This is a genomic window from Bhargavaea massiliensis (assembly GCF_050480245.1).
Lineage (GTDB): Bacteria > Bacillota > Bacilli > Bacillales > Anoxybacillaceae > Anoxybacillus.
On the sequence record NZ_JBCNEQ010000002.1, the window covers coordinates 16,397 to 37,359 of the forward strand.

Annotated in this window: 20 protein-coding genes, 3 pseudogenes and 1 riboswitch; of the genes and pseudogenes, 18 read left to right on the plus strand and 5 right to left on the minus strand. The window is 41.8% G+C overall.

What is annotated here, in order from left to right; all coding sequences use genetic code 11:
- The first annotated feature begins 6 nt into the window (after positions 1–6).
- Genes ureE through ABEV15_RS00525 form a run of 5 tightly spaced genes read left to right on the plus strand, consistent with a single transcriptional unit; the run spans position 7 to position 3,238 of the window.
- Positions 7–456 (plus strand): urease accessory protein UreE, encoded by a 450-nt coding sequence (ureE, locus tag ABEV15_RS00505; protein ID WP_064220633.1) that lies wholly within the window; start codon positions 7–9, stop codon positions 454–456.
- Position 457: 1 nt separating this feature from the next.
- A complete protein-coding gene (locus ABEV15_RS00510; protein WP_498852109.1) occupies positions 458–1,129 on the plus strand; it encodes an urease accessory protein UreF in 672 nt (223 codons plus the stop codon).
- 26 nt (positions 1,130–1,155) lie between these two features.
- The gene (gene ureG, locus ABEV15_RS00515; protein ID WP_339170705.1) at positions 1,156–1,770 is read left to right on the plus strand and encodes an urease accessory protein UreG; all 615 of its coding nucleotides are present in this window, start codon (positions 1,156–1,158) and stop codon (positions 1,768–1,770) included.
- A complete protein-coding gene (locus ABEV15_RS00520; protein ID WP_498852081.1) occupies positions 1,767–2,582 on the plus strand; it encodes an urease accessory protein UreD in 816 nt (271 codons plus the stop codon). Before ureG ends, ABEV15_RS00520 begins: the two co-directional genes overlap by 4 nt.
- 23 nt (positions 2,583–2,605) lie before the next feature.
- Complete coding sequence (locus ABEV15_RS00525) at positions 2,606–3,238, plus strand: urease accessory protein UreH (protein ID WP_498852082.1); 633 nt, start codon at positions 2,606–2,608, stop codon at positions 3,236–3,238.
- 202 nt (positions 3,239–3,440) lie between these two features.
- Here the strand turns inward: ABEV15_RS00525 and ABEV15_RS00530 are convergent.
- Positions 3,441–3,566: pseudogene (locus tag ABEV15_RS00530) on the minus strand (GNAT family N-acetyltransferase); the annotation flags it as partial.
- Here ABEV15_RS00530 and ABEV15_RS00535 point away from each other — a divergent pair.
- From ABEV15_RS00535 to ABEV15_RS00560, 6 genes and pseudogenes are all read left to right on the plus strand, one after another.
- Positions 3,564–4,316, plus strand: a pseudogene (locus ABEV15_RS00535) (aldehyde dehydrogenase family protein); the annotation flags it as partial. The pseudogenes ABEV15_RS00530 and ABEV15_RS00535 sit on opposite strands and share 3 nt — an antisense overlap.
- A gap of 179 nt (positions 4,317–4,495) precedes the next feature.
- The gene (locus ABEV15_RS00540; protein ID WP_498852083.1) at positions 4,496–5,260 is read left to right on the plus strand and encodes an enoyl-CoA hydratase; all 765 of its coding nucleotides are present in this window, start codon (positions 4,496–4,498) and stop codon (positions 5,258–5,260) included.
- Between the two features lie 650 nt (positions 5,261–5,910).
- Positions 5,911–8,340, plus strand: a complete 2,430-nt coding sequence (gene nirB / locus ABEV15_RS00545; protein ID WP_498852084.1) for a nitrite reductase large subunit NirB — start codon at positions 5,911–5,913, stop codon at positions 8,338–8,340.
- A 12-nt stretch (positions 8,341–8,352) separates the two neighbouring features.
- Positions 8,353–8,658: a nitrite reductase small subunit NirD gene (gene nirD, locus ABEV15_RS00550; RefSeq protein WP_035019520.1), complete on the plus strand. Its 306-nt coding sequence runs from the start codon at positions 8,353–8,355 to the stop codon at positions 8,656–8,658.
- Positions 8,659–8,673: 15 nt separating this feature from the next.
- Positions 8,674–10,815: an assimilatory nitrate reductase catalytic subunit NasC gene (gene nasC, locus ABEV15_RS00555; RefSeq protein ID WP_498852085.1), complete on the plus strand. Its 2,142-nt coding sequence runs from the start codon at positions 8,674–8,676 to the stop codon at positions 10,813–10,815.
- Between the two features lie 177 nt (positions 10,816–10,992).
- Positions 10,993–12,210, plus strand: coding sequence for a nitrate/nitrite transporter (locus ABEV15_RS00560; RefSeq protein WP_498852086.1), 1,218 nt, complete (start codon positions 10,993–10,995; stop codon positions 12,208–12,210).
- 99 nt (positions 12,211–12,309) lie between these two features.
- Here ABEV15_RS00560 and ykzB read toward each other — a convergent pair whose 3' ends face one another.
- Positions 12,310–12,447 (minus strand): protein YkzB, encoded by a 138-nt coding sequence (gene ykzB, locus ABEV15_RS00565; protein WP_181502894.1) that lies wholly within the window; start codon positions 12,445–12,447, stop codon positions 12,310–12,312.
- A 2-nt stretch (positions 12,448–12,449) separates the two neighbouring features.
- A complete protein-coding gene (gene fbpA / locus ABEV15_RS00570) occupies positions 12,450–12,626 on the minus strand; it encodes a Fur-regulated basic protein FbpA (RefSeq protein WP_111645820.1) in 177 nt (58 codons plus the stop codon).
- 176 nt (positions 12,627–12,802) lie between these two features.
- On the opposite strand from fbpA, the gene ABEV15_RS00575 reads away from it, so the two are divergent.
- A complete protein-coding gene (locus tag ABEV15_RS00575; protein ID WP_111645790.1) occupies positions 12,803–13,102 on the plus strand; it encodes a MerR family transcriptional regulator in 300 nt (99 codons plus the stop codon).
- Between the two features lie 747 nt (positions 13,103–13,849).
- Here ABEV15_RS00575 and ABEV15_RS00580 read toward each other — a convergent pair.
- Positions 13,850–14,485, minus strand: a complete 636-nt coding sequence (locus ABEV15_RS00580; protein WP_498852087.1) for an FMN-dependent NADH-azoreductase — start codon at positions 14,483–14,485, stop codon at positions 13,850–13,852.
- 391 nt (positions 14,486–14,876) lie between these two features.
- Here ABEV15_RS00580 and ABEV15_RS00585 point away from each other — a divergent pair, with 391 nt between their 5' ends.
- The gene (locus ABEV15_RS00585; RefSeq protein ID WP_498852088.1) at positions 14,877–15,548 is read left to right on the plus strand and encodes an N-acetylmuramoyl-L-alanine amidase; all 672 of its coding nucleotides are present in this window, start codon (positions 14,877–14,879) and stop codon (positions 15,546–15,548) included.
- A 67-nt stretch (positions 15,549–15,615) separates the two neighbouring features.
- Here the strand turns inward: ABEV15_RS00585 and ABEV15_RS00590 are convergent, their stop codons facing one another.
- Complete coding sequence (locus ABEV15_RS00590; RefSeq protein ID WP_498852089.1) at positions 15,616–16,782, minus strand: MFS transporter; 1,167 nt, start codon at positions 16,780–16,782, stop codon at positions 15,616–15,618.
- Between the two features lie 137 nt (positions 16,783–16,919).
- Between ABEV15_RS00590 and ABEV15_RS00595 the strand changes: the two genes are divergently transcribed.
- From ABEV15_RS00595 to ABEV15_RS00615, 5 genes and pseudogenes are all read left to right on the plus strand, one after another.
- The gene (locus ABEV15_RS00595) at positions 16,920–18,176 is read left to right on the plus strand and encodes a sensor histidine kinase (protein ID WP_498852090.1); all 1,257 of its coding nucleotides are present in this window, start codon (positions 16,920–16,922) and stop codon (positions 18,174–18,176) included.
- Between the two features lie 32 nt (positions 18,177–18,208).
- Positions 18,209–18,415 (plus strand): annotated as a pseudogene (locus ABEV15_RS00600) (amino acid permease C-terminal domain-containing protein); the annotation flags it as partial.
- A 57-nt stretch (positions 18,416–18,472) separates the two neighbouring features.
- A riboswitch (yybP-ykoY riboswitch) is annotated at positions 18,473–18,626 on the plus strand.
- Positions 18,627–18,681: 55 nt separating this feature from the next.
- Positions 18,682–19,467: a TerC family protein gene (locus ABEV15_RS00605; RefSeq protein WP_498852091.1), complete on the plus strand. Its 786-nt coding sequence runs from the start codon at positions 18,682–18,684 to the stop codon at positions 19,465–19,467.
- Between the two features lie 51 nt (positions 19,468–19,518).
- A complete protein-coding gene (locus ABEV15_RS00610; RefSeq protein ID WP_429634213.1) occupies positions 19,519–20,022 on the plus strand; it encodes a ferritin in 504 nt (167 codons plus the stop codon).
- A 63-nt stretch (positions 20,023–20,085) separates the two neighbouring features.
- Positions 20,086–20,952 carry a DnaD domain-containing protein gene (locus ABEV15_RS00615; RefSeq protein WP_498852092.1) on the plus strand — a complete coding sequence of 289 codons (867 nt, stop codon included), beginning with the start codon at positions 20,086–20,088 and terminating at the stop codon, positions 20,950–20,952.
- Positions 20,953–20,963: the final 11 nt, after the last annotated feature.

Below are 20,963 nucleotides of genomic sequence, written 5' to 3' on the forward strand. Positions count from 1 at the left end.
AAGAAAATGATTGTAGAAAAAATAGTCGGAAATATTAAAAAGTTAGACCAATTACCCCCGCATATAGAGCGAGTATATTTAAGTAGCGATGATTTAGTAAAACGAATTCAGCGCGTTGTCACCGATCACGGAACAGAACTAGGAATTCGTTTAAAAGAGACAAAGGAATTGACCGATGGCGATATCTTATTTATGGATGAGAAAAATATGATTGTTGTGAGCGTGTTGCCTGATGATTTGCTTGTCATTCGGCCCACATCAATGAAACAAATGGGAGAAATTGCGCATCAGCTTGGGAATCGTCATTTGCCTGCTCAATTCGAAGGGGAGGAAATGCTCGTTCAATATGACTACTTAGTAGAAGAGCTGCTAAAACAATTACATATCCCATATCAGAGGGAAAAACGAAAAGTAAAGCAAGCATTTCGCCATATAGGACATAGCCATGCTGGATAAGATGGATAAGCTGTTGCCTTTATTGCAGCTGTGTGATTCGAACTTTCCTTCCGGAGCATTTTCTCATTCCTTTGGTTTTGAAACGTATATTTCCAATGAAAAAATCAATAACTATGAAACGTTTCGCGATGCGCTCTGTGCTTATATTCAAACGCAACTGACGTATACCGATGGATTGGCGTGCCGGTTAACGTACGATTTTTTAGAGGAAAAATCGAAAGAGGATGTATGGCAGTTAAATGAAATGTTGGCTGCGCTTTGCCTGGCGAGAGAAACAAGAGAAGGAACACGGATGATCGGGGAACGAATGTGGAAAATTTGCCGCGAAATCTATCCTTTTGACATATGGAATGATGATAAAAAGAAACGTGGGTATATGCATCCTGCTCTTGTTTTCGCCATAGTTTGCTATAATTTAGAAATACCGAAAGATACGACGGTTTTATCGTATTTGTATACTTCTGTCCAAGCTCTTGTTCAAAATGCGGTTCGCGGTATTCCGCTCGGCCAGACCGATGGGCAACGGCTGCTCGTTTTCGTACAACCGCATTTGATAAAAGCGGTACAGAAGATCCATACGTTAACAGAAGAGGAGTTAGGAGCTACAGCGCCGGGATTGGAAATTGCGCAAATGCAGCATGAACAACTTTCCGTTCGCTTATTTATGTCTTAATTTTTCGAAAAGGAGATGAAATGGAGATGGAACCAGTAAGAATAGGAATCGGCGGACCGGTTGGAGCTGGAAAAACGATGCTTGTCGAAAAACTTACTCGGGCGTTGCACCGTGAATTCAGCCTGGCAGTAGTAACAAATGATATATATACAAAAGAAGATGCGCAGTTTTTAGTGAAACATAGTGTGTTGCCGGAAGATCGGATTATTGGCGTGGAGACCGGAGGATGTCCACATACAGCCATTCGTGAGGATGCTTCGATGAATTTTGCGGCGATTGACGAGTTAAAAGAACGTCACCCGGATGTAGAAATTATTTTTATCGAAAGCGGCGGCGATAATTTGGCCGCCACATTCAGTCCGGAGCTCGTTGACTTCTCTATTTATGTGATTGATGTAGCGCAAGGGGAAAAAATTCCACGCAAAGGTGGACAAGGAATGATTAAATCCGACTTGTTGGTTATTAATAAAATCGACCTCGCCCCTTATGTAGGAGCAATTTTAGAGGTGATGGAGCGCGATGCAAAAGCGGCGCGCGGAACAAAACCAGTTATTTTCACCAATTTAAAAGAAGAGATTGGATTAGCGGAAGTAGTGGAGTGGATTAAAAAACAAGTGATGTTGGTAGGGTTAGAAGAATGAGCTGGTCAGGACTGTTGCAGTGTACGGCTGTGGAGAAAAACGGCCGTACGGTTATTTCCGATTGCTATTATGAAGGAGCGTTGAAGTTGACCCGGCCGGTATACCTTCATCCGTCTCAGCCGACGATTTACTTGATTCATGTAGGGGGAGGGTATGTAGACGGGGATCGATATAAAACGGAAATAATGTTGCAAGAAGGAGCACATCTGATTGCCACCACCCAATCGGCAACGAAAATATACAAGACAGTCAAGGTGCCGGTACAACAATATACGTCAGTTTACTTGGATGATCAAAGTGTGCTCGAATTTTTTCCCGATCCAGTCATTGCTTATGAAAAAGCTCAATTTTATCAAGAAATGACCGTTTATATGAAAGAAAGTTCTACATTTATTTATGGGGATATTATTACGCCAGGGTGGTCAGAAAGTGGCGAGTTGTTTCGCTACGATTGGATCCGCTCTAAATTAAAGATATATTATGAGGACAATTTAAAGTTGTTTGACCATCTCTATTTAGAGACAAGCACAGGGATGACAGGAATTTTTCAGATGGAAGGATATACTCATTTTGGTTCGCTTTTTGTGATTAGCCCTTTTATGACACGGGATCTTCTTCAAAAATTTGAATCGATGGCAGCGCGTTTTCCTGCTTCTGTACACCTTGGCTGGTCCATCCCTATGATCCCTGGATTGGTTATTCGTGTTTTGGCCCATGAAACGCATGCTATTGAAACGATTTTTCAAATGATTCATCAGTTTATTCGCGAAGAATGTTTTCAAGAGGAACCTATTTTTCTGCGAAAGTACTAAAAAGATAAGGAGATGGAGTGTTGGTGAGTACCGTATTACCGATTTTACTTTTTGGATTTGTCTTAGGCATCAAACATGCAACCGAACCGGATCATGTCATTGCTGTATCCACCATTGCCAGCCGAACAAATAAGCTTTCGCTTTCATCGCTTGCAGGGGTTTTTTGGGGGATCGGCCATACCGTAACCCTGTTTGTCATTGGCATGGTTATAATAGGGATGGAGCAACAAATACCAGAAACCACAGCAATGTGGCTGGAACTAGTCGTTGGAGTGATGATCGTAGTCTTAGGAATTACAAGCTTTCGTTCCGCTTATATGATTCCTATTAGAAAAGAAATGAATATAAACCATCTGCATTTAAAGTCGACCTTAATTGGAATTATTCATGGATTAGCCGGCAGTGCCGGGATGGTGCTTTTAACGTTAACAACTGTTGATAATCGATGGCAGGCGCTGCTGTTTATACTCATATTTGGCGTAGGAACGATCATTGGCATGATGTTATTCACTACTTTTCTAGGGCTTCCGTTCATCTGGATGAAACAGAAGCAAACGATTTATCAGTTCATTGTAAAAGTAGTTTCGCTAATTAGTATCATATATGGCTTATACTATATGTATAACATTGGTATAGAAGAAGGACTGTTATTTTAAACAAATACACCATCCCCGTCTTTCTAAAGAGAGAAGGGGATGGTTTTTGTTATCGTGACTAAAACATAAACATAAACGGATGTTTTTCGCAATTGCAATATCATGAAAATATATATCCCATTTCGAAATGGGCTGGATCAATTTTTGTGTAGAAGAAGGATGATGGTAGACATTTAGAAACGTCGCTGCTTTCATCCGTTATTTACATTAGTTGTTTAACAAGCATCATCTCATCCCGAATTGGAATGCCGTCTGCGCTAATGAGCGGAATGCTCGGTTTCATTTGTCTTGCTTTTTCCACAGCATTCGGGAAAACCTTAACAATCTTACTGGCAGTCCGGAAGTTGGAATCGGCATCCGCAACAAAGCGGGATTGAAGCGGGTGACGCTCGAACTTGGTTCCAACTCCGCAGTCATAGTTGATGAACAAGTCGATATCGACCGCATTATTCCGCGCTGCGTGTTTGGTGCGTTTTCATTCCAAGGTCAAGTATGTATTTCGCTTCAGCGCATTTACGTGCATGAAAAGCGGTATGAGGAGTTTGTCGAAAAATTTATTGCCGCTGCGAAGCAATTGAAAGTGGGCGATCCATTGGATCCAAACACGGATGTCTCAGCAATGATTACTCCAAAAGACGTCGATCGGGCGCTTGCATGGATCGAGGAGGCCAAACAAGGCGGGGCAACCGTCGCGCTTGGTGGTGAACGGGACGGAAACATTCTGCTTCCAACTGTTATTTTAGACGCAACACCAACGATGAAAGTATCGTGCCAAGAAGTGTTCGCGCCGCTCGTCCTTATTAACCGCGTTCGTTCGATCGAAGAGGCGATTGAGCTCGTTAACGACTCTCGCTACGGATTGCAAGCAGGTGTTTATACGGATAACGTGCATATCGCCTGGGAAGCAGTGGAAAAATTGCATGTCGGCGGTGTACTCATTAACGACATCCCGACATTCCGTGTTGACCATATGCCATACGGCGGCGTGAAAGAAAGCGGAATTGGCCGCGAAGGGCTTCGTTATGCGATTGAAGAGATGACAGAACTAAAACTAGTCATTTTTAATAAAAACGAATAAACGCTGAAAGGACTGGCGAAGTGGCCAGTCCCTTTTTTTGAGAGATGTGGGGAATCGGTTCTACATCAAGCGTTGCAACATAGGAATTTGATGCATGTGTTTTTTCATCAAAAAACAGGAATTTGGCGGGTATATGGGGAAATGAATAAAAGAATAATGGCCAAACAAGGGGGATGGACATGGAAACTGTCGTTCTTTCGTTTTCAGAAAATGCAGCTGTATTGGAGCTCAATCGTCCAGATTCGTTAAATGCGATGAATGAGCAAATGTTAAATGAGCTGCTACAAGCATTGCGCCAAATCGAACAAAGCGATGCGTCGATCGTTCTCATTCGCGGAAAAGGGAGGGGCTTTTCTGCCGGCGGCGATATTAAAACGATGCTAGGTGTAGATGATCCAGAAAAATTTCCTGAAATCATGAACACCATTCAAGAAGTCATTATGACATTATACAGCATGTCGAAAATCGTCGTTTCTGTCGTCCATGGACCAGCGGCGGGGTTGGGATTAAGCTTTGCGCTAGCTAGCGATTACGTCATTGCGACAAAAGAGGCGCGACTGGCGATGAATTTTATCGGCATCGGCCTGATTCCAGACGGCGGCGGCCACTTCCTGTTAGCAAAACGAGTCGGCGAAGTGAAAGCGAAGCATATCATTTGGGAAGGAAAACCGATGAACACTGACGAAGCGTATGAACTTGGCATTGTTGATTTCATCGTTGAAGACGAACAGCAAATCGAACAAAAAATCTCCGAATGGCAGGCAAAACCGCTTCAGGCGATGATCGCCACGAAAACGTTGTACGCTAAGTTGACAAAAGACGAATTGTTAAAAGTGCTTCAGCTCGAAACAGAAGCGCAGCAAAAAATGCGGCAAACCGAAGACCACCGCGAAGGCGTGCGCGCGTTTTTAGAAAAACGGAAGCCGAAGTTTCAGGGGAGATAATCAAGAAGCCCTTGTCTAAAATCTTTATAAAGATTCTTAGACAAGGGCTGTTTTCATGAAACGCATGTGATTGAAACGATTTTTCAAATGATTCATCAGTTTATTCGCGAAGAATGTTTTCAAGAGGAACCTATTTTTCTGCGAAAGTACTAAAAAGATAAGGAGATGGAGTGTTGGTGAGTACCGTATTACCGATTTTACACTTGCCCAACAGTATCATATTGACACACCGCTGCTAAAAGCGGTTTATCATCATTTGAAACTATATGAACAACAGCGAGGAGCTGACTCAAAACATCGCTTTTGAGCGATGATGGGTCAGCTTCTTTATTATTTTCATTAACAAATTATTCCTTGTGCCTGTCATTATTGGAGAGAGTGTTTATTTGCCTGAAACGATTTCGTGGCTTGAACATTCCTGGTATAAGTCTTATCGCATATTTCAAAAAAGTTCTTATAAAAAACAATGTTAAGTTTTATGACATGAATAGTGATAAAATTTAACGTTTTGATAAGATAGAGGTACGTAGCAACAAGAAAGGGGGAGCAATGATATTGTTCAAAATTTTAACATTCATATTTATTCTTTTGGTACGTAATATGGTTTCATTGTTGAAAATTCAACTGCTATGTTATGGAGGGATCGTTAGATGAAGAGAAAACAATTAGTGCTCATCGGTAACGGTATGGCGGGTGTGCGTTGTATCGAAGAAATTTTAAAAATTGATCGCGATTTATTTGAAATTACCATCTTCGGGAGCGAGCCTTATCCGAATTATAACCGTATTTTGTTATCAACGGTATTACAAGGAGACACATCGATTGATGATATTACAATGAATGATTGGGAATGGTACGAGAAAAATAATATTCATCTTTTTGTCGGGGAAACGGTAGTCAAAATCGATAAAGAACAACAGCTTGTGTTTACGGACAAGGGGCGGGTTGCCGAATATGACGAATTAATTATTGCTACAGGCTCTAAACCTTTCATTCTCCCGATACCGGGGGGCGATAAACAAGGAGTAACTGCGTTTCGTGATATAAAAGACTGTGAAATGTTGATGGAGTATGCAAAAAAATATAAAAAAGCAGTGGTTATTGGCGGTGGATTGTTAGGTTTAGAGGCTGCCAGAGGTCTTTTAAATCTAGGTATGGAAGTGAATGTTGTTCATATTTGTGAACATTTAATGGAACGTCAACTTGATCCGACTGCATCTAAATTATTACAACGAGAGATGGAAAAACAAGGAATGAAATTTCTTTTGCAAAAGGAGACAGCAGAAATTATCGGGGATGACAGAGTAGAAGGTCTTCGCTTTAAAGATGGAACGGAAATCGCAGCCGATTTAGTCGTTATGGCCGTTGGGATCAAGCCGAATGTTGAACTTGCACGGCAAAGCGGTATCGCTGTGAACCGTGGCATTATCGTAAATGATTATTTAGAAACGAGTGTCCCCCATATTTATGCAGTCGGCGAGTGCGCTGAACATCGCGGAATAGTTTACGGTCTTGTCGCTCCTCTTTATGAGCAAGGAAAAGTTTTGGCGGAGAGGCTTTACGGAATTAAAGGACGAACTTACACAGGGTCTGTCGTTTCTACCCAGTTAAAAGTGTCTGGAGTCGATGTATTCTCTGCCGGGGAGTTTATGGATCAAGAAGGAACATCATCTATTAAAGTATATGATGAGTTCCGCGGGATTTATAAAAAAGTTGTTATTCGTGATGAAAAAATAATCGGTGCCGTTTTATTTGGTGATACAAGTGACGGACGAAAACTGTTCGACATGATTCAGAAAAACGAGAATATTTCAGAATCATTCCAAGTGTCATTTTTTCGGCCATCATCCAATCAATCAAACAAAAGTATGGCGGCAGAAATGGCAGATAATGAAGTGGTTTGCGGATGTAACGGTGTGACGAAAGGAACGATTTGCAAGGCGATTGTGGAAAAAGGGCTTAAAACGGTTGAACAAGTAAGAGATTGTACAAACGCCTCCCGTTCTTGCGGAGGATGTAAAGGACTTGTCGCGGAGCTTTTAGAATATACGATTGGAGAAGAATTTGATCGCAGCGTGGAGAAAGAAACCATTTGCAGCTGTACAACATTAAGCCGTGAAGAGGTAATTGAGGAAATTAAATCTAAAAATTTAAAATACGTCAAAGAAGTTATGAATGTACTTGGATGGAAAAATGAAGAAGGATGTTCGAAATGCCGTCCTGCTTTAAATTATTATTTAAGTATGTTATATCCGACAGAATATCAGGATGAATATGAATCTCGGTTTGTCAATGAACGGCTGCACGCTAACATTCAAGCAGATGGAACATATTCCGTTGTCCCGAGAATGTACGGAGGGGTGACAACAGCGGAGCAATTGCGGAAAATTGCCGATGTCGCTGAAAAGTACAATGTTCCGATGATTAAATTAACAGGTGGTCAGCGCATTGATTTATTAGGAATTAAAAAGGAAGATTTGCCGAAAGTGTGGGCGGAGCTGGATATGCCGTCCGGATATGCGTATGCAAAAGCGTTGCGAACGGTAAAAACGTGTGTCGGCAAACAATTTTGCCGCTTTGGAACGCAAGATTCTACTCAATTGGGCATTGATTTAGAAAAGAAATTGGAGCGCATCAATACCCCTCATAAAGTGAAAATGGCGGTGTCTGCCTGCCCGCGCAATTGTGCGGAATCAGGAATTAAAGATGTTGGCATCGTCGGTGTTGATGGCGGTTGGGAAATTTATGTCGGCGGAAACGGCGGTACTCATTTACGTGCAGGGGATTTATTATGCACCGTTCAAACCGAAGAAGAGGTCATTGAAATTACAAGTGCTTTTCTTCAATATTATCGCGAGTCGGCTAAATATTTGGAAAGAACATCTAAATGGGTCGAGAGAGTCGGGCTTGAGCATATTCGCGAAGTGATTTTTGATCAGGAAACTCGCCGGCAATTGCTGGATCGTTTGGAGGAAGCGCTAGCAGCCACGAAAGATCCATGGAAAGAGATAGTTGAAAATAAAGAGATGCAAGAAAAGTTGTTCACAAGTCTACAAGTCAAAGTGCCAGTGAATAGGTAGGAGGAGAGTTAGATGACACGAATGGAGATCGGAACAGTACAACGCCTTTCTGAAAGATTAGGAAAATGCGTAAAAGTGGGACAAATGGAGCTGGCGTTATTTCGGTTGTCAGACGGCCGTATTTATGCGCTTGAAAACCGCTGTCCGCACAAAGGAGGGGATTTGTCTCAAGGAATTGTCAGCGGGGAGTTTGTGTTTTGTCCTCTTCATGATTGGAAAATTTCCATAAAAGATGGGAAAGTGCAAGCACCTGATCACGGTTGTGTGAAAACATATAAGGTAGAAATTGAAAATGGAAAAATATATATACAACTGTAAATAAGGTGAATGAATATGACAAAAGATTTGTTAAATTATTTTCGGCTAAAACAAAAAGATCGCGCGTCGGAAATGTTGTTTGATACACAATGCCCGTTTTGCAGTGTTCAATGTACGATGCAGCTTGTTGAGGAACGTGTTGTTGAAAGGGCTCATTATAAAGTGATTCCGAAGGATAACCCTACTTCCCACGGCCGGCTTTGTATCAAAGGGTTAAACGCTCATCAACATGCTTTGCACTCGGAGCGTTTGAAATTTCCGTTATTAAAGGTGAATGGACAATTTATTCGTGTGAGTTGGAAAGATGCTTTAGATTTTATTAAAGAAAATTTTAAGAAAATTCAAAAATATGATGGGCTCAACGCATTAGGAGTTTATGGGGGCGGTTCGTTAACAAATGAAGAGGCATATTTGCTAGGGAAATTTGCCCGCGTTGCGCTGAGGACGAAACACATTGATTATAATGGACGTTTTTGCATGTCCGCAGCAGCATCGGCGATGAATGATACGTTTGGAATCGACCGAGGACTAACTAATAAGTTATCGGAAATTCCGTTTGCCCGTTGTATTATTTTAGCGGGTACGAATATTGCTGAATGTCAGCCGACGATCATGCCGTATTTTCATCAAGCGAAACAAAACGGTTCGTATTTCATCGTAATCGATCCAAGGGAAACGGCAACATGTGGATTAGCTGATTTACATTTGAAAATTAAACCAGGGACCGATGCTGCGTTAGTGAATGGTTTTCTTAAAGTTATTTTTGACGAAGGATATGTAGATTATGCTTTTGTAGATGAGAAAACGGAAGGATTTGCGGAGCTAAAGGAGCATATAGATCGAATCCAGTTAGATGAAATCGCACAATTAACAGGAATTGCTCCTGAAGTTATTCGTTTTGCTGCGATTCAATATGCAAGCGCGCAAACCGGGATGGTATTTACTGCTAGAGGCGTGGAGCAACAAACAAATGGTAATATGACCGTACGTAATTTCTTGAATTTAGTATTAGTAACAGGAAAAATTGGTAAATTGGGTTGCGGTTATGGGGCAATCACCGGACAAGGAAACGGACAGGGAGGACGGGAGCATGGGCAAAAGGCCGATCAGCTCCCGGGTTACCGCGATATTGAAAATGAAGAGCATCGAAAATATATCGCCGACGTCTGGGGAATTTCTGAAAATGAATTGCCTCGAAAAGGGGTTTCCGCTTATGAAATGATGCAAAAAATTTCCGCTGGAGAGATTACTGGAATGTTTATTATGGGATCTAATCCTATTGTATCGAGTCCGAACGCGCAATTTGTAGAGAAGGCATTAAAAACGTTAAAGTGTTTAGTTGTTGTCGATTCGTTTTTATCAGAAACGGCACAACTAGCTGATTTAGTATTGCCAACTTCTTCTTATTTAGAAGATGAAGGAACGATAACTAATCTAGAAGGAAGGGTAACATTAAGACCGGCATCGAAAATACCCCCGAAAGAAGTGAAGCACGATTGGGAGATTCTTTGTGAAATCGCAGATGTTTTAGGCAGGGGAGAATATTTTCGTTTTTCATCAGCGGAAGAAATTTTCAATGAACTACGGCTCGCTAGCCGGGGAGGAAAGGCTGACTACTACGGTATCACTTATGAGCGCTTGCGGAAGGAGCGGGTATATTGGCCGTGTCCGTCTTTTGACCATCCCGGAACGGCAAGAATGTTCGAACAGTCGTTTGCCCACCGTGATGGAAAAGCGCGGCTGGCTGTTGTTGAAAATCAATTTCCGAAAGAGCAAATAACCGAACAGTATCCGCTTTACTTAACCACCGGAAGAGTTTTATCCCATTACTTAACTGGTGTCCAGACGAGGAACAGTCCAGCATTAGCGTCACGTCATATTGAATCATTTGTCGAAATCCATCCGAATACAGCTAAAAAATATAAAATTGAAAATAATACATTAGTTAAGCTGGAAACAAAACGAGGCGCGGCTGTTGTAAGAAGCAAATACTCATACAAAATTCGTGAGGATACTGTTTTTGTGCCGTTTCATTGGAGTGGAATACAAAATATTAATCAAATTACCGATGATTCATTAGATCCTCATTGCAAAATGCCTGGATTTAAAATTTGTGCTGTAAGAATAAGCCCGATTGTTAATTTAGAAAAAAATTAAAAAAAGCACTTCCTTATAAATTAGATTAGGAAGCGCTCGAAGAAAATGCTTTCATAGTCATTATAACACGGATGGAAAAATCGGTGTATTCAAAACTTCGATGAAAACGCAGCAGGATTCCATAGTACAAACAGAATATAGATTTTATATAAAAAAATGGGTGAAGGAGAATGTGTGATGGAGCAAAGAAGTTTCTTGAAAAGCGGTCATACTCCTACATTATTTAGTGCATTTTTGTATTTTGACATCAGCTTTATGGTATGGGTTTTGCTTGGTCCGCTTTCCGTCATCATCGCGAATGATTTTCAGATGAATGCTGCACAAAAAGCGAATTTGGTCGCTTTGCCTATATTGGGCGGTTCTATTCTTAGAATTGTTCTTGGATTTCTCACAGACTATATCGGCCCGAAAAAAACAGCCCAAATCGGCATGGTTGTTACGTTTGTTCCGTTAATTTGGGGATGGAAATTTGCTGATAATTTGTCAGAGCTCTATATTGTTGCTTTATTGCTGGGAATTGCCGGGGCGAGTTTTGCCGCGGCGTTACCGCTGGCCAGCCGCTGGTATCCTCCGCAGTATCAAGGTTTGGCGATGGGGATTGCTGGAGCAGGGAACAGCGGGACTGTTATCACTACACTGTTTGCTAATCGTATTGCCCAACATTATGGAGACTGGAATATTGTTTTCGGATTTGCTCTTATCCCTGTTGTCATTACATTCATCATCTTTTCAATTTTAGCTAAAGACAGTCCTAATCAACCTGCACCGAAAAAGGTAGTCGATTATATAAAAGTTTTGAAGCAAAGAGATACATGGCTGTTTTGTATATTTTATAGCGTCACTTTCGGCGGTTTTGTTGGTATGTCAAGCTACTTGACCATCTTCTTTAATACACAGTACGGTTTGGATCCGGTAAAAGCAGCCGATTTTACGACTATCTGTGTTATCGCCGGTAGCTTTTTCAGACCGATTGGAGGTTGGCTAGCGGATAAATTTGGTGGAATTCGAATGTTAATCATTCTATACAGTGTCGTTTGCGTTATGATGGCGTTACTTTCCACTCTTCCAACATTAACAATAGCAACAATTTTACTGTTTGTAGCTATGATGAGCTTAGGAATGGGTAATGGTTCTGTATTTCAGCTCGTTCCTCAGCGCTTTCAAAAAGAAATTGGTGTCATTACCGGTATTGTAGGTGCAGCAGGAGGTTTTGGAGGTTATTTTCTCCCAAAAATTTTGGGGAACTTGAAGTTAGCAACAGGTTCTTTTACTCATGGGTTTCTCGTTTTAAGCGGAATCGCTGTTTTATGTATGGTACTCATCACGATTGTACAAAAACAGTGGAGAAAATCATGGATTGGCGCTGGAGGAAGAGCAAGGGTGGAACACGTTTAAGGAAATAAGATGGTTGGCGACGGTGCCAATACTCCGCCAATCCGAGGAAAGGGAGGGCTGACACACAAAACAAGTGTCAGCCCCTTTGGCTAATGAAACTTATATACGGTTTTGTACTGCTCGTATCACTTCATAAGCGCGTTCGCCAATTAAACGAATCAACTGTTCAAAAGTAGCGTCCCTCTGCCGATCCAACTCAACAATTCGCTTTGCCAGCTCAAGAGCTTTTAGATCCATTGCTATCCCCCTATTTTTTTCTTTTTCCTCTGTAATACATTTCGCTCGTATTCATGGCGCAATTCTTTAACAGTCCATTGTGTGAGTGAACTAATATCCGTAAACATGCCTGTTTTGATTAGTTCGTAAATATAAAATTGTTTCTGTTTTGCTATTGCTTTCTGAAAGAGGTTCCCCATTTTTTCCACTCCTTTCTTATTTTGCATTATACCTCTTTTTTTAGATTCCGATATTTAATTTGTTATGTTTTATGACATAAAAAATAATTAATGTAAGATTTTTTAACAAAAAAGTAACAATTTCTAACAAATCTATTTATACTTATGTTAAATATCTTCTTACGGAGGTGAACGATATGGCTCAGAAAAATGACCCATATAAATTTAAAAAAGTCATCTCTATTGGAATTGTGAGTGAGTTGACTGGATTATCCCCAAGGCAAATTCGTTATTATGAAGAGCGGAAGCTCATTTTTCCTGAACGATCCAAAGGAATTCGTAAATACTCGTTTGCCGATGTTGAACGATTAATGGAAATTGCTGATAAACGGGAAGAAGGAGTGACAACACGAGAAATCCGCAATGAAATGACAAAAGAAGTACGTGAAAAAATGTTGAAGGGACAGATGAATGCTCATTTTCACTTTCGGTCATAATTGTGTATAGATGGGGCGGTGGCTTGGCTGTAAATATGTAGAGGTCGATCATTTTGATTGATGAGCTGGGATAGAACAGAAACAACTATGTTTTCCAGTTTTCTTACATTAATAGTGATAATTGTTTAAAAAAAACCATAAGTTATAAATTATGGAGGAGATTGGGGTTTACTTCTTTTCCTGCACCGGGCGGACCGATTAACAGAATACTTGTCTCAGAAGAAGCAACTTGTTTTACTTTTTAGAATCGCTTAGAAATGTAATTTTTTATCTGAACGATCAATAAAAAAGGAAGTATATATTCGATGAGTGGTATTATCCCCTACAGGTAGACAGTAAAAAAAGGGAACATTTGGTATGATGTTCTTAGAAGTTTATCTGGGAGGGGATTTTTTATGGCGAAAAAAGGGATGAGTGTAGAAGATATTGCAAACATCACAGACCTTACGGAAGAAGAAATACAGAAGTTGTTAGAGAAGGAATAAGTAATTTGTTCATCATTTCACAGCTGTCGTCGACCTCCAATCTTGCAAAAACTCCGAGGGATCGACGACCATTTGCTTTTTGCAACTTTTTTAGGTGTGTCAACGTGCAAAGGATATTGACTGAATTTTCGGATGTATATATAATGATGATGTATATATTTTCCAATTATTGATTTATCAGTACTTTTTGGGGGTTGCTTGTATCGTACCTGTGAGGAAATAAAAAAGTCAGCGTGTTCAGCGCTGACTTTTTTGTTTGTTATTAAAACTGTTTCGCTGCTTCTTTTGCTCGTTCGATCGCTTGTTGTTTAATGGCTTCTGCTTCGTTTGGAAAAGCGTTCATGCCTTCGACCGCAATCGTTTGAACGTCTGTTATGCCGACAAAAGCGAGAACAGCTCTTAAATAGCGGTCACCAAACTCCAATTCTTTCGCCGGACCTTCAGAATATATACCTCCTCGCGCTTGAATGTGGATCGCTTTTTTTCCTTTTAGTAGTCCAACAGGCCCTTCCTCTGTATATTTAAACGTTTTTCCGGCGATACAAAACGTATCAATATATGCCTTCAATTTTGGAGGGAAGCTAAAGTTCCACAGTGGTGTGACGAATACATATTTGTCAGCTTCCATAAATTGTTCACATAATTCGTTGATGCGCGCTACTTTTTGTTGTTCATCTTTGCTTAATTGATCAAATGATTGTCCTTGTTGTAGTTTGCCCCAGCCGCTAAATACATCAGCATCAATGTAAGGGACGTCGATATCGTACAAGTGTAGTTCAACGATTTCATCTTCTGGATGATGTTGTTTGTAAGTTTCTAAAAATGCGCGACCGACTGACAAGCTAAACGATTCATGTTCTTGTTTTGGATTTGCGGTAATATACAATACTTTTGCCATAACAGTTCCTCCTTGACGTAAGTTTATACTTACTTATGTTTCGCTTTGATATAAAAAGCTATAACTATAATATAGTTTGTTACTTACTTTTGTAAAGTAAAAAGGTTGCTGATTAGATGATGAACAGCGAAGGAATAGACAAAATACATATGTAGGTATAAAAATAAAAGAGCAGATGATTCATACGCTCGTGTATAGGCGTGATCATGTCGTTCCACATCTTATCCATAAATGTTGCAAATAGCTTTGGCCTGAGCTAGCATGGCTTAGGCTTTTTTCATGTGCGAGCGAAAGAAAAAATGGATAAATAGAAAAAGGCCGTATCCTTTGTCCGAGATCATGTATATGTTATTAGCAGAGAGAAAATTTGTTAGAAAGGTGTGAGGATATAATGGTAAAAATTGTTTTAGATGCAGGGCACGGAGGGCGTGATCCGGGGGCGGTTGGAAACGGACTTCGTGAAAAAGATGTAACGTTAACGATTGTGACGAAAATAGGGGAGATGTTGAAAGAGTATGAACGTGTCGATGTACACTATACGCGGACAGACGATCAGTTTGTTGAACTCTCGGAACGGGCAGCGATAGCGAATCGGATCGGTGCGGACTTCTTTTTATCCGTTCATGTGAACGCAGGTGGTGGAACAGGATTTGAATCATATATATTCAATGGAAATGTGAGAAAAGAAACTGTTTCATATCAAAACATCATTCATGATGAAGTGATGAAAGCGATTGGAGATGTGCGCGATCGCGGAAAAAAACGTGCCAACTATGCGGTGCTTCGTCAAACGAATATGCCAGCTTTATTGACGGAAAACTTATTTATCGACAACGCAGGAGATGCCGCAAAGCTGAAATCAGACGAATTTCTGTCGCAAATTGCCCGCGGTCATGTAGAAGGAATAGCGAAAGCGTTCGGATTGCAAAAGAAACCGCCTGCTCCACCGAAAGACGATGGAAAGTTATACCGCGTGCAAGTCGGAGCATTTCGCGATAAAAAAAACGCAGAACGTCTCGTTGAAGAGTTAAGAAAAAAAGGATACGATGCGATCATTGTTTAACCTCTGCGATTGGCAGGGGATTTTTTATTTGTTGTTAAAAAATACAAGTCATAATCTAAGGCTCCGACTACGCGGAGCCTTTTTGCATCATTGCTCGTTGAAACGACTGAAATAGAGCGAACGAAACGAACGTCAGCAATATGCCTGTCACATACGGCAAACTCGGTTTTAACGTAAACAGCCAACCTGAGATTGCCGGACCGCCGATGCGCCCGAGCGAATCGAACGATGATAATACGCCTGTCGCGCTTCCTTGTCCATCTGTTGTATGCTTCGTTAATAAAGACGATACACACGGGCGAATGACGCCGTTGCCGATACCAAAAATCGTTAAATATAGTGTAGCTGTCCAAAAGTTATGGATGAACAAAAGAAGAAAGAAGCCGAGTGCCGAAAGAAACAATCCACCGCGAATGACCGTTCCTTCGCCGAACGATTGAATGAGTTTTCCAAGCAGCCCCCCTTGAACGATCGCACCAGCAAGTCCCATAATCATAAAAATGTAGCCGAGTTCGGTTGACGAAAGTCCCGCACGCTTGGCGGCAAAATACGCAAACGTCGCTTCAAGACCGGCAAGCGAAAAGGTGACGATGAGTTGCAGGACGTACAGTTTAGCCAACGGGCTTTGCAGGGCTAATATAAGCGATGGACGTGTCGCTTGTGCGGTTGAACGCTTGTCTTTCGGAAGCGACTCATGCAAGAAAAAGAAAACGAACACGGTAGTCAAGAGCGCTAAACAGCCGGCGATCCAAAACGGAGTGGTTAAGCTGTCCTTCGAAAACACACCGCCAATCGCTGGACCGAAAATAAACCCAAGTCCGACAGCTGCTCCAATCATGCCCATCCCTTTTCCACGGTTTTCTTCTGTCGTCACATCGGCAACGTATGCCATCGCTGTCGGCATCGTTGCGGCAGATAAGAAGCCGCCAATGATGCGAGCCGCAAACAACATCCACAACTTCGTCGCCATGGCGAATAAGAAAAACGACAGCGCCAAGCCGGAAATACCGATAAGTATCATCGGCTTCCGCCCGTATCGGTCAGATAAGTTTCCCCACATCGGTGCGAACAAAAATTGCATGAAAGAATATACGGCCATGAGCCAACCGAGCTCTGTTGGGGTTGCACCGATGTTTTCTGCGAAAAATGGAAGAACGGGAATAATAATGCCAAACCCGACCATGACGAAAAACATAACAACAAATAAAAGCGGCAAGTAACGCCGTTCGTTCATATGACCATCTCCACTATGTAGTTTGTATTTTTATCATAATGGAAACGATGCAATTTTTCAAAGATGTCGATGCGTTGACAACAGAAAAAATTTTAGCGAAACTGAACGTGTATAAATGACGCCGGGAGAGATGAGAGATGACATATATAAATGGGAACGTGTTAGACAATTTATTTTACATGCTAGTAAGCATTTTTTTCTTTTATTTTTTATACGATCACGTTCGGTTTTTCCAGCGAAAAAAGGCGCATCAACGATTGTTGCTTATCGCATGTTCAAGCGTTCCGATCATTTTATGTATGAAATATCCGATTTACATCGCCCCTGATTGCGTGCACGATTTGCGGCAAGTTCCGTTTTTACTTGGCACGTTTTACGGCGGATGGACGGTCAGTTTTCCCCTCTTGCTTATTTTGCTGCTCGCGCGCTGGGCGATGTACGGCTATCAATTCATTACTGTCGCTGTTTATGTCATGATGTTCGTTTTCGGTAGTTTGTTTTCTCCTATTTTCCAACGGCTGTCGAGAAAACAACGATTATTCGCTTCGGCGGTGGTGACGTTTATATTAGCGATTGCTGCTACGATTTTGGCGATCATCATTTCTGATTTTCAAGTGACAGAGTCGTACATCATTCACTTTATTCTCGTTCCTCCTTTTGCCGTATCGTTCGTTGTGCTTATCGTTGAAACGTTGCGTGAAGCGTTGCTCATTCGCTCGAAAGCGATTAAGCTTGAAAAAATGGAAGTCGTCAGCCAGCTTGCTGCAAGCATTTCTCATGAAATACGCAATCCGTTAACCGTCGTCAAAGGATTTTTGCAACTCATGAAATCAAAAGACATATTAGCGGAAACGAGAGAACAATATATCAATATCGCCCTTGAAGAATTAAACCGCACCTGCGCTATTATTGACGATTATTTAACGTTTGCGAAGCCGTTTCCAGAAAAAATGGAGCCGCTTGACGTACATCACGAGTTAACGAAAGTCATTGATATGTTGCGTCCGTTAGCGAACATGTCGGGAGTAGACATCGTGTCAACGCTCATGCCTGCGAAAGTAAGTGGCAACACCCAACATTTTCGACAATGTTTTTTAAATATAATAAAAAACGGAATTGAAGCAACAGCAAATGGCGGTGCGGTATATGTCGATGTGCATGGCGATGAAAAAACGGTGACGATCGTTGTGCGCGATGAAGGGGCCGGCATGACGAAAGAGCAGCTCGCGCGCTTCGGAGAGCCGTATTTCAGCACGAAAGAAAAAGGAACAGGTCTTGGGGCGATGGTGTCGATCCGCATTATTGAAATGATGAACGGCACGTGGGCGATTGAAAGTGAAATCGGGCGTGGAACGACAATGACGGTGACGCTTCCGGTATTATTAGAGAAATAAAAATATTATGAAATAATAAAAAGATATTGTCTTTAAAACGAAACTTTATGGTGCCGTTTGTGCCGGTCATTCCGTTGCTTGCAGTGGCGTTTTGTATGTATTTAGCGTTGCAACTTCCTGCGACAACATGGCTTAGCTTTGGCGGTTGGCTTGCGATCGGTCTTGTCATTTACTTCTTATACGGTCGCAAACATAGCAAATTAAATAAAGCGAACGCCGAGCAAAAACAGGCGAGTTGATAGGTTGACAAAATAAATTTGGTGCTTTTATAATGAAAATACAATTCGACAATTGTTTTCCTTCGCAAAGGGGAGTAGCGTTCAGGCTTTGCCTGAAAACAAAGTCGTCAGTTCATGGACATCGTCCATCGGCTTTGTTGGCACAACGACGTGTCTGGCGAGACCTTTGCCGTTTGGCAAAGGTCTTTTTTGCGTTTCCATGATTTTTGCCGACGGCCGTGGGAAGACTACATATGGGAAAACTATATATGCAGGAGGGATTGTTCATGGATGTGTCAATGTTATTAGAGTACGGCTGGGTGCTGCTCGTTTTAATCGGATTAGAGGGCATTTTAGCAGCTGACAACGCTGTTGTGATGGCGGTGATGGTGAAACATTTGCCAGAACAACAACAAAAACGAGCGCTCTTTTATGGGCTTGCCGGAGCGTTTATTCTTCGCTTCGCTGCGCTTTTTGTCATTTCGTATTTAGTGAACATTTGGCAAATTCAAGCGCTCGGTGCGCTATATTTAATGTTTATTGCAGTTCATCATTTTATGACAAAAAATAAAGATGGTTCACTTAAAGAAGGGAAAAAGCAATCTGGTTTTTGGATGACTGTACTGAAAGTGGAGATTGCTGACTTAGCATTTGCGATCGATTCGATTTTAGCGGCGGTCGCTTTAGCGATGACGTTGCCAGATACGAACTTACCGCCTATTGGAGGCCTGGACGGCGGAAAGTTTTTAGTTATCTTTGCCGGTGGCTTGATTGGTGTCATTATTATGCGCTTTGCGGCGAATGCGTTCGTCAAAATATTACAAAAGCGCCCAAGTTTAGAATCGGCTGCGTTTTTAATCGTTGGCTGGGTTGGAGTGAAATTGGCGGTATATACGCTAGCGCATCCAAGTTTAGCGGTCATTTCTGAGCATTTTGCACATTCGGGGCTATGGAAAGCGATATTCTGGACCGTGCTTTTAGCGATTGCGGCTGGCGGATGGTTTTTCTCGGGAAAAGAAACAAAACAGCAAAAAGAAGCGATACAGACGCTAAAAAAAGCACAAAAAGAGTAAGACACTCCTCCACTTTTTGTTATAATGGGAAAGAAAGGAGTGTTGATATGGATGTTAAGTGAAAAATTGTTAAACGGACTAAATGAACAAATGAATTTTGAATTTTATTCTGCGCATGCGTATATGGCGATGGCGGCATATTGCTCGGCAGAAGGATTGGACGGTTTCGCGAATTTCTTTTTAGTCCAAGCGGAAGAAGAGCGTTTCCATGCGATGAAGTTTTACAACTTTATTAACGCGCTTGGCGAGCGTGCGATCATGACCGGCCTTCCATCGCCAAACAACGAATTCACTTCCGTTCGCGACTGCTTTGAAAAAGCGCTCGCTCACGAAAAAGAAGTGACGCGCCGCATTTACCAACTATCCGACTTAGCGTTGGACGAGCGCGAACACGCAACGATGAACTTTTTAAAATGGTTCATTGACGAACAAGTAGAAGAAGAGTCGATGTTTGATACGCTTATTCAAAAACTGAAACGCATCGAAGGCGACAGCAATTCGTTGTTTATGCTCGACAACGAACTTGCCCAGCGCACATTCACACCAGAACCGTAAAGGGAATGCAAAGGCATTCTCTTTTTTATTCCCCCTAACCAAATGTCGTGTATGAGGCGATAAATGGATATAGGGGGGATTGTGATGAAGAAGTGGTTAGTCGATGATGAGCCGTTGTTCGTATTGCCGACGGTGGCGGTAAAGCTTGGACTAAATGAAAGCATTTTTTTACAGCAGCTTCATTATTGGCTCGGAAAAAGCACGCATACGCATGATGGACATGTATGGGTGTACAACACGTACGAAGGGTGGAAAAAGCAATTTCCGTTTTGGTCAGAAAGTACGATTCGGCGCACGATCGTACGGCTTGAGAAAAAAGGGATCGTCGTCTCGCGCTATCGCTCACAGATGGATAAAACGAAATGGTATCGCATTGACTACGATGTGCTTGCCAAAGTGCTTGACACAAACGTTGTACATGACGAGCAAGTGACGGAAGATGACGAGAACATGTGTATCGAAAAAACGAACGGTCAACATGACGAGCGGACGATGCAACATGACGCATCGCACGCGTCAACTTGCCAAGACGCACGTCGCAATATGAACAGACAAACAGAAATAACAACAGATCATACGTTACAAAACTTGATTTATTTTTATGAACAAAACGGTTTCGGGACGATCAGTAGCTATGTCGGTGAACAGATGGCGCTATGGGTGAATGACACGTCAGCGGAATGGGTGCTCGAAGCGTTAACGATCGCGTTAAAAAACGGAGTGAAAACGTGGAAATATGCCGAGGGGATTTTGCGCAATTGGAAGAAGCATGGTCGCATAAAAAAAGAAAAACGAGCGGTGCGAACGGAATTGATTCCGGAATGGCTACATATCGACTATACGCAATATGAGCGGAGAACGTATAACGAAGCGGAACTCGAACAAAAGCGGCGTGAGTTAGAAGAACGATTAAAAAAGAAAAGGGCATGAAGGTCATACCC

Bases quoted from the DNA above. Each gene is read 5' to 3' on its own strand.
- ureE (WP_064220633.1), top strand. From the start codon at position 7: ATGATTGTAGAAAAAATAGTCGGAAATATTAAAAAGTTAGACCAATTA.
- ABEV15_RS00510 (WP_498852109.1), top strand. From the start codon at position 458: ATGGATAAGCTGTTGCCTTTATTGCAGCTGTGTGATTCGAACTTTCCT.
- ureG (WP_339170705.1), top strand. From the start codon at position 1,156: ATGGAACCAGTAAGAATAGGAATCGGCGGACCGGTTGGAGCTGGAAAA.
- ABEV15_RS00520 (WP_498852081.1), top strand. From the start codon at position 1,767: ATGAGCTGGTCAGGACTGTTGCAGTGTACGGCTGTGGAGAAAAACGGC.
- ABEV15_RS00540 (WP_498852083.1), top strand. From the start codon at position 4,496: ATGGAAACTGTCGTTCTTTCGTTTTCAGAAAATGCAGCTGTATTGGAG.
- nirB (WP_498852084.1), top strand. From the start codon at position 5,911: ATGAAGAGAAAACAATTAGTGCTCATCGGTAACGGTATGGCGGGTGTG.
- nirD (WP_035019520.1), top strand. From the start codon at position 8,353: ATGACACGAATGGAGATCGGAACAGTACAACGCCTTTCTGAAAGATTA.
- nasC (WP_498852085.1), top strand. From the start codon at position 8,674: ATGACAAAAGATTTGTTAAATTATTTTCGGCTAAAACAAAAAGATCGC.
- ABEV15_RS00560 (WP_498852086.1), top strand. From the start codon at position 10,993: ATGGAGCAAAGAAGTTTCTTGAAAAGCGGTCATACTCCTACATTATTT.
- ykzB (WP_181502894.1), bottom strand. From the start codon at position 12,447: ATGGATCTAAAAGCTCTTGAGCTGGCAAAGCGAATTGTTGAGTTGGAT.
- fbpA (WP_111645820.1), bottom strand. From the start codon at position 12,626: ATGGGGAACCTCTTTCAGAAAGCAATAGCAAAACAGAAACAATTTTAT.
- ABEV15_RS00575 (WP_111645790.1), top strand. From the start codon at position 12,803: ATGGCTCAGAAAAATGACCCATATAAATTTAAAAAAGTCATCTCTATT.
- ABEV15_RS00580 (WP_498852087.1), bottom strand. From the start codon at position 14,485: ATGGCAAAAGTATTGTATATTACCGCAAATCCAAAACAAGAACATGAA.
- ABEV15_RS00585 (WP_498852088.1), top strand. From the start codon at position 14,877: ATGGTAAAAATTGTTTTAGATGCAGGGCACGGAGGGCGTGATCCGGGG.
- ABEV15_RS00590 (WP_498852089.1), bottom strand. From the start codon at position 16,782: ATGAACGAACGGCGTTACTTGCCGCTTTTATTTGTTGTTATGTTTTTC.
- ABEV15_RS00595 (WP_498852090.1), top strand. From the start codon at position 16,920: ATGACATATATAAATGGGAACGTGTTAGACAATTTATTTTACATGCTA.
- ABEV15_RS00605 (WP_498852091.1), top strand. From the start codon at position 18,682: ATGGATGTGTCAATGTTATTAGAGTACGGCTGGGTGCTGCTCGTTTTA.
- ABEV15_RS00610 (WP_429634213.1), top strand. From the start codon at position 19,519: ATGTTAAGTGAAAAATTGTTAAACGGACTAAATGAACAAATGAATTTT.
- ABEV15_RS00615 (WP_498852092.1), top strand. From the start codon at position 20,086: ATGGATATAGGGGGGATTGTGATGAAGAAGTGGTTAGTCGATGATGAG.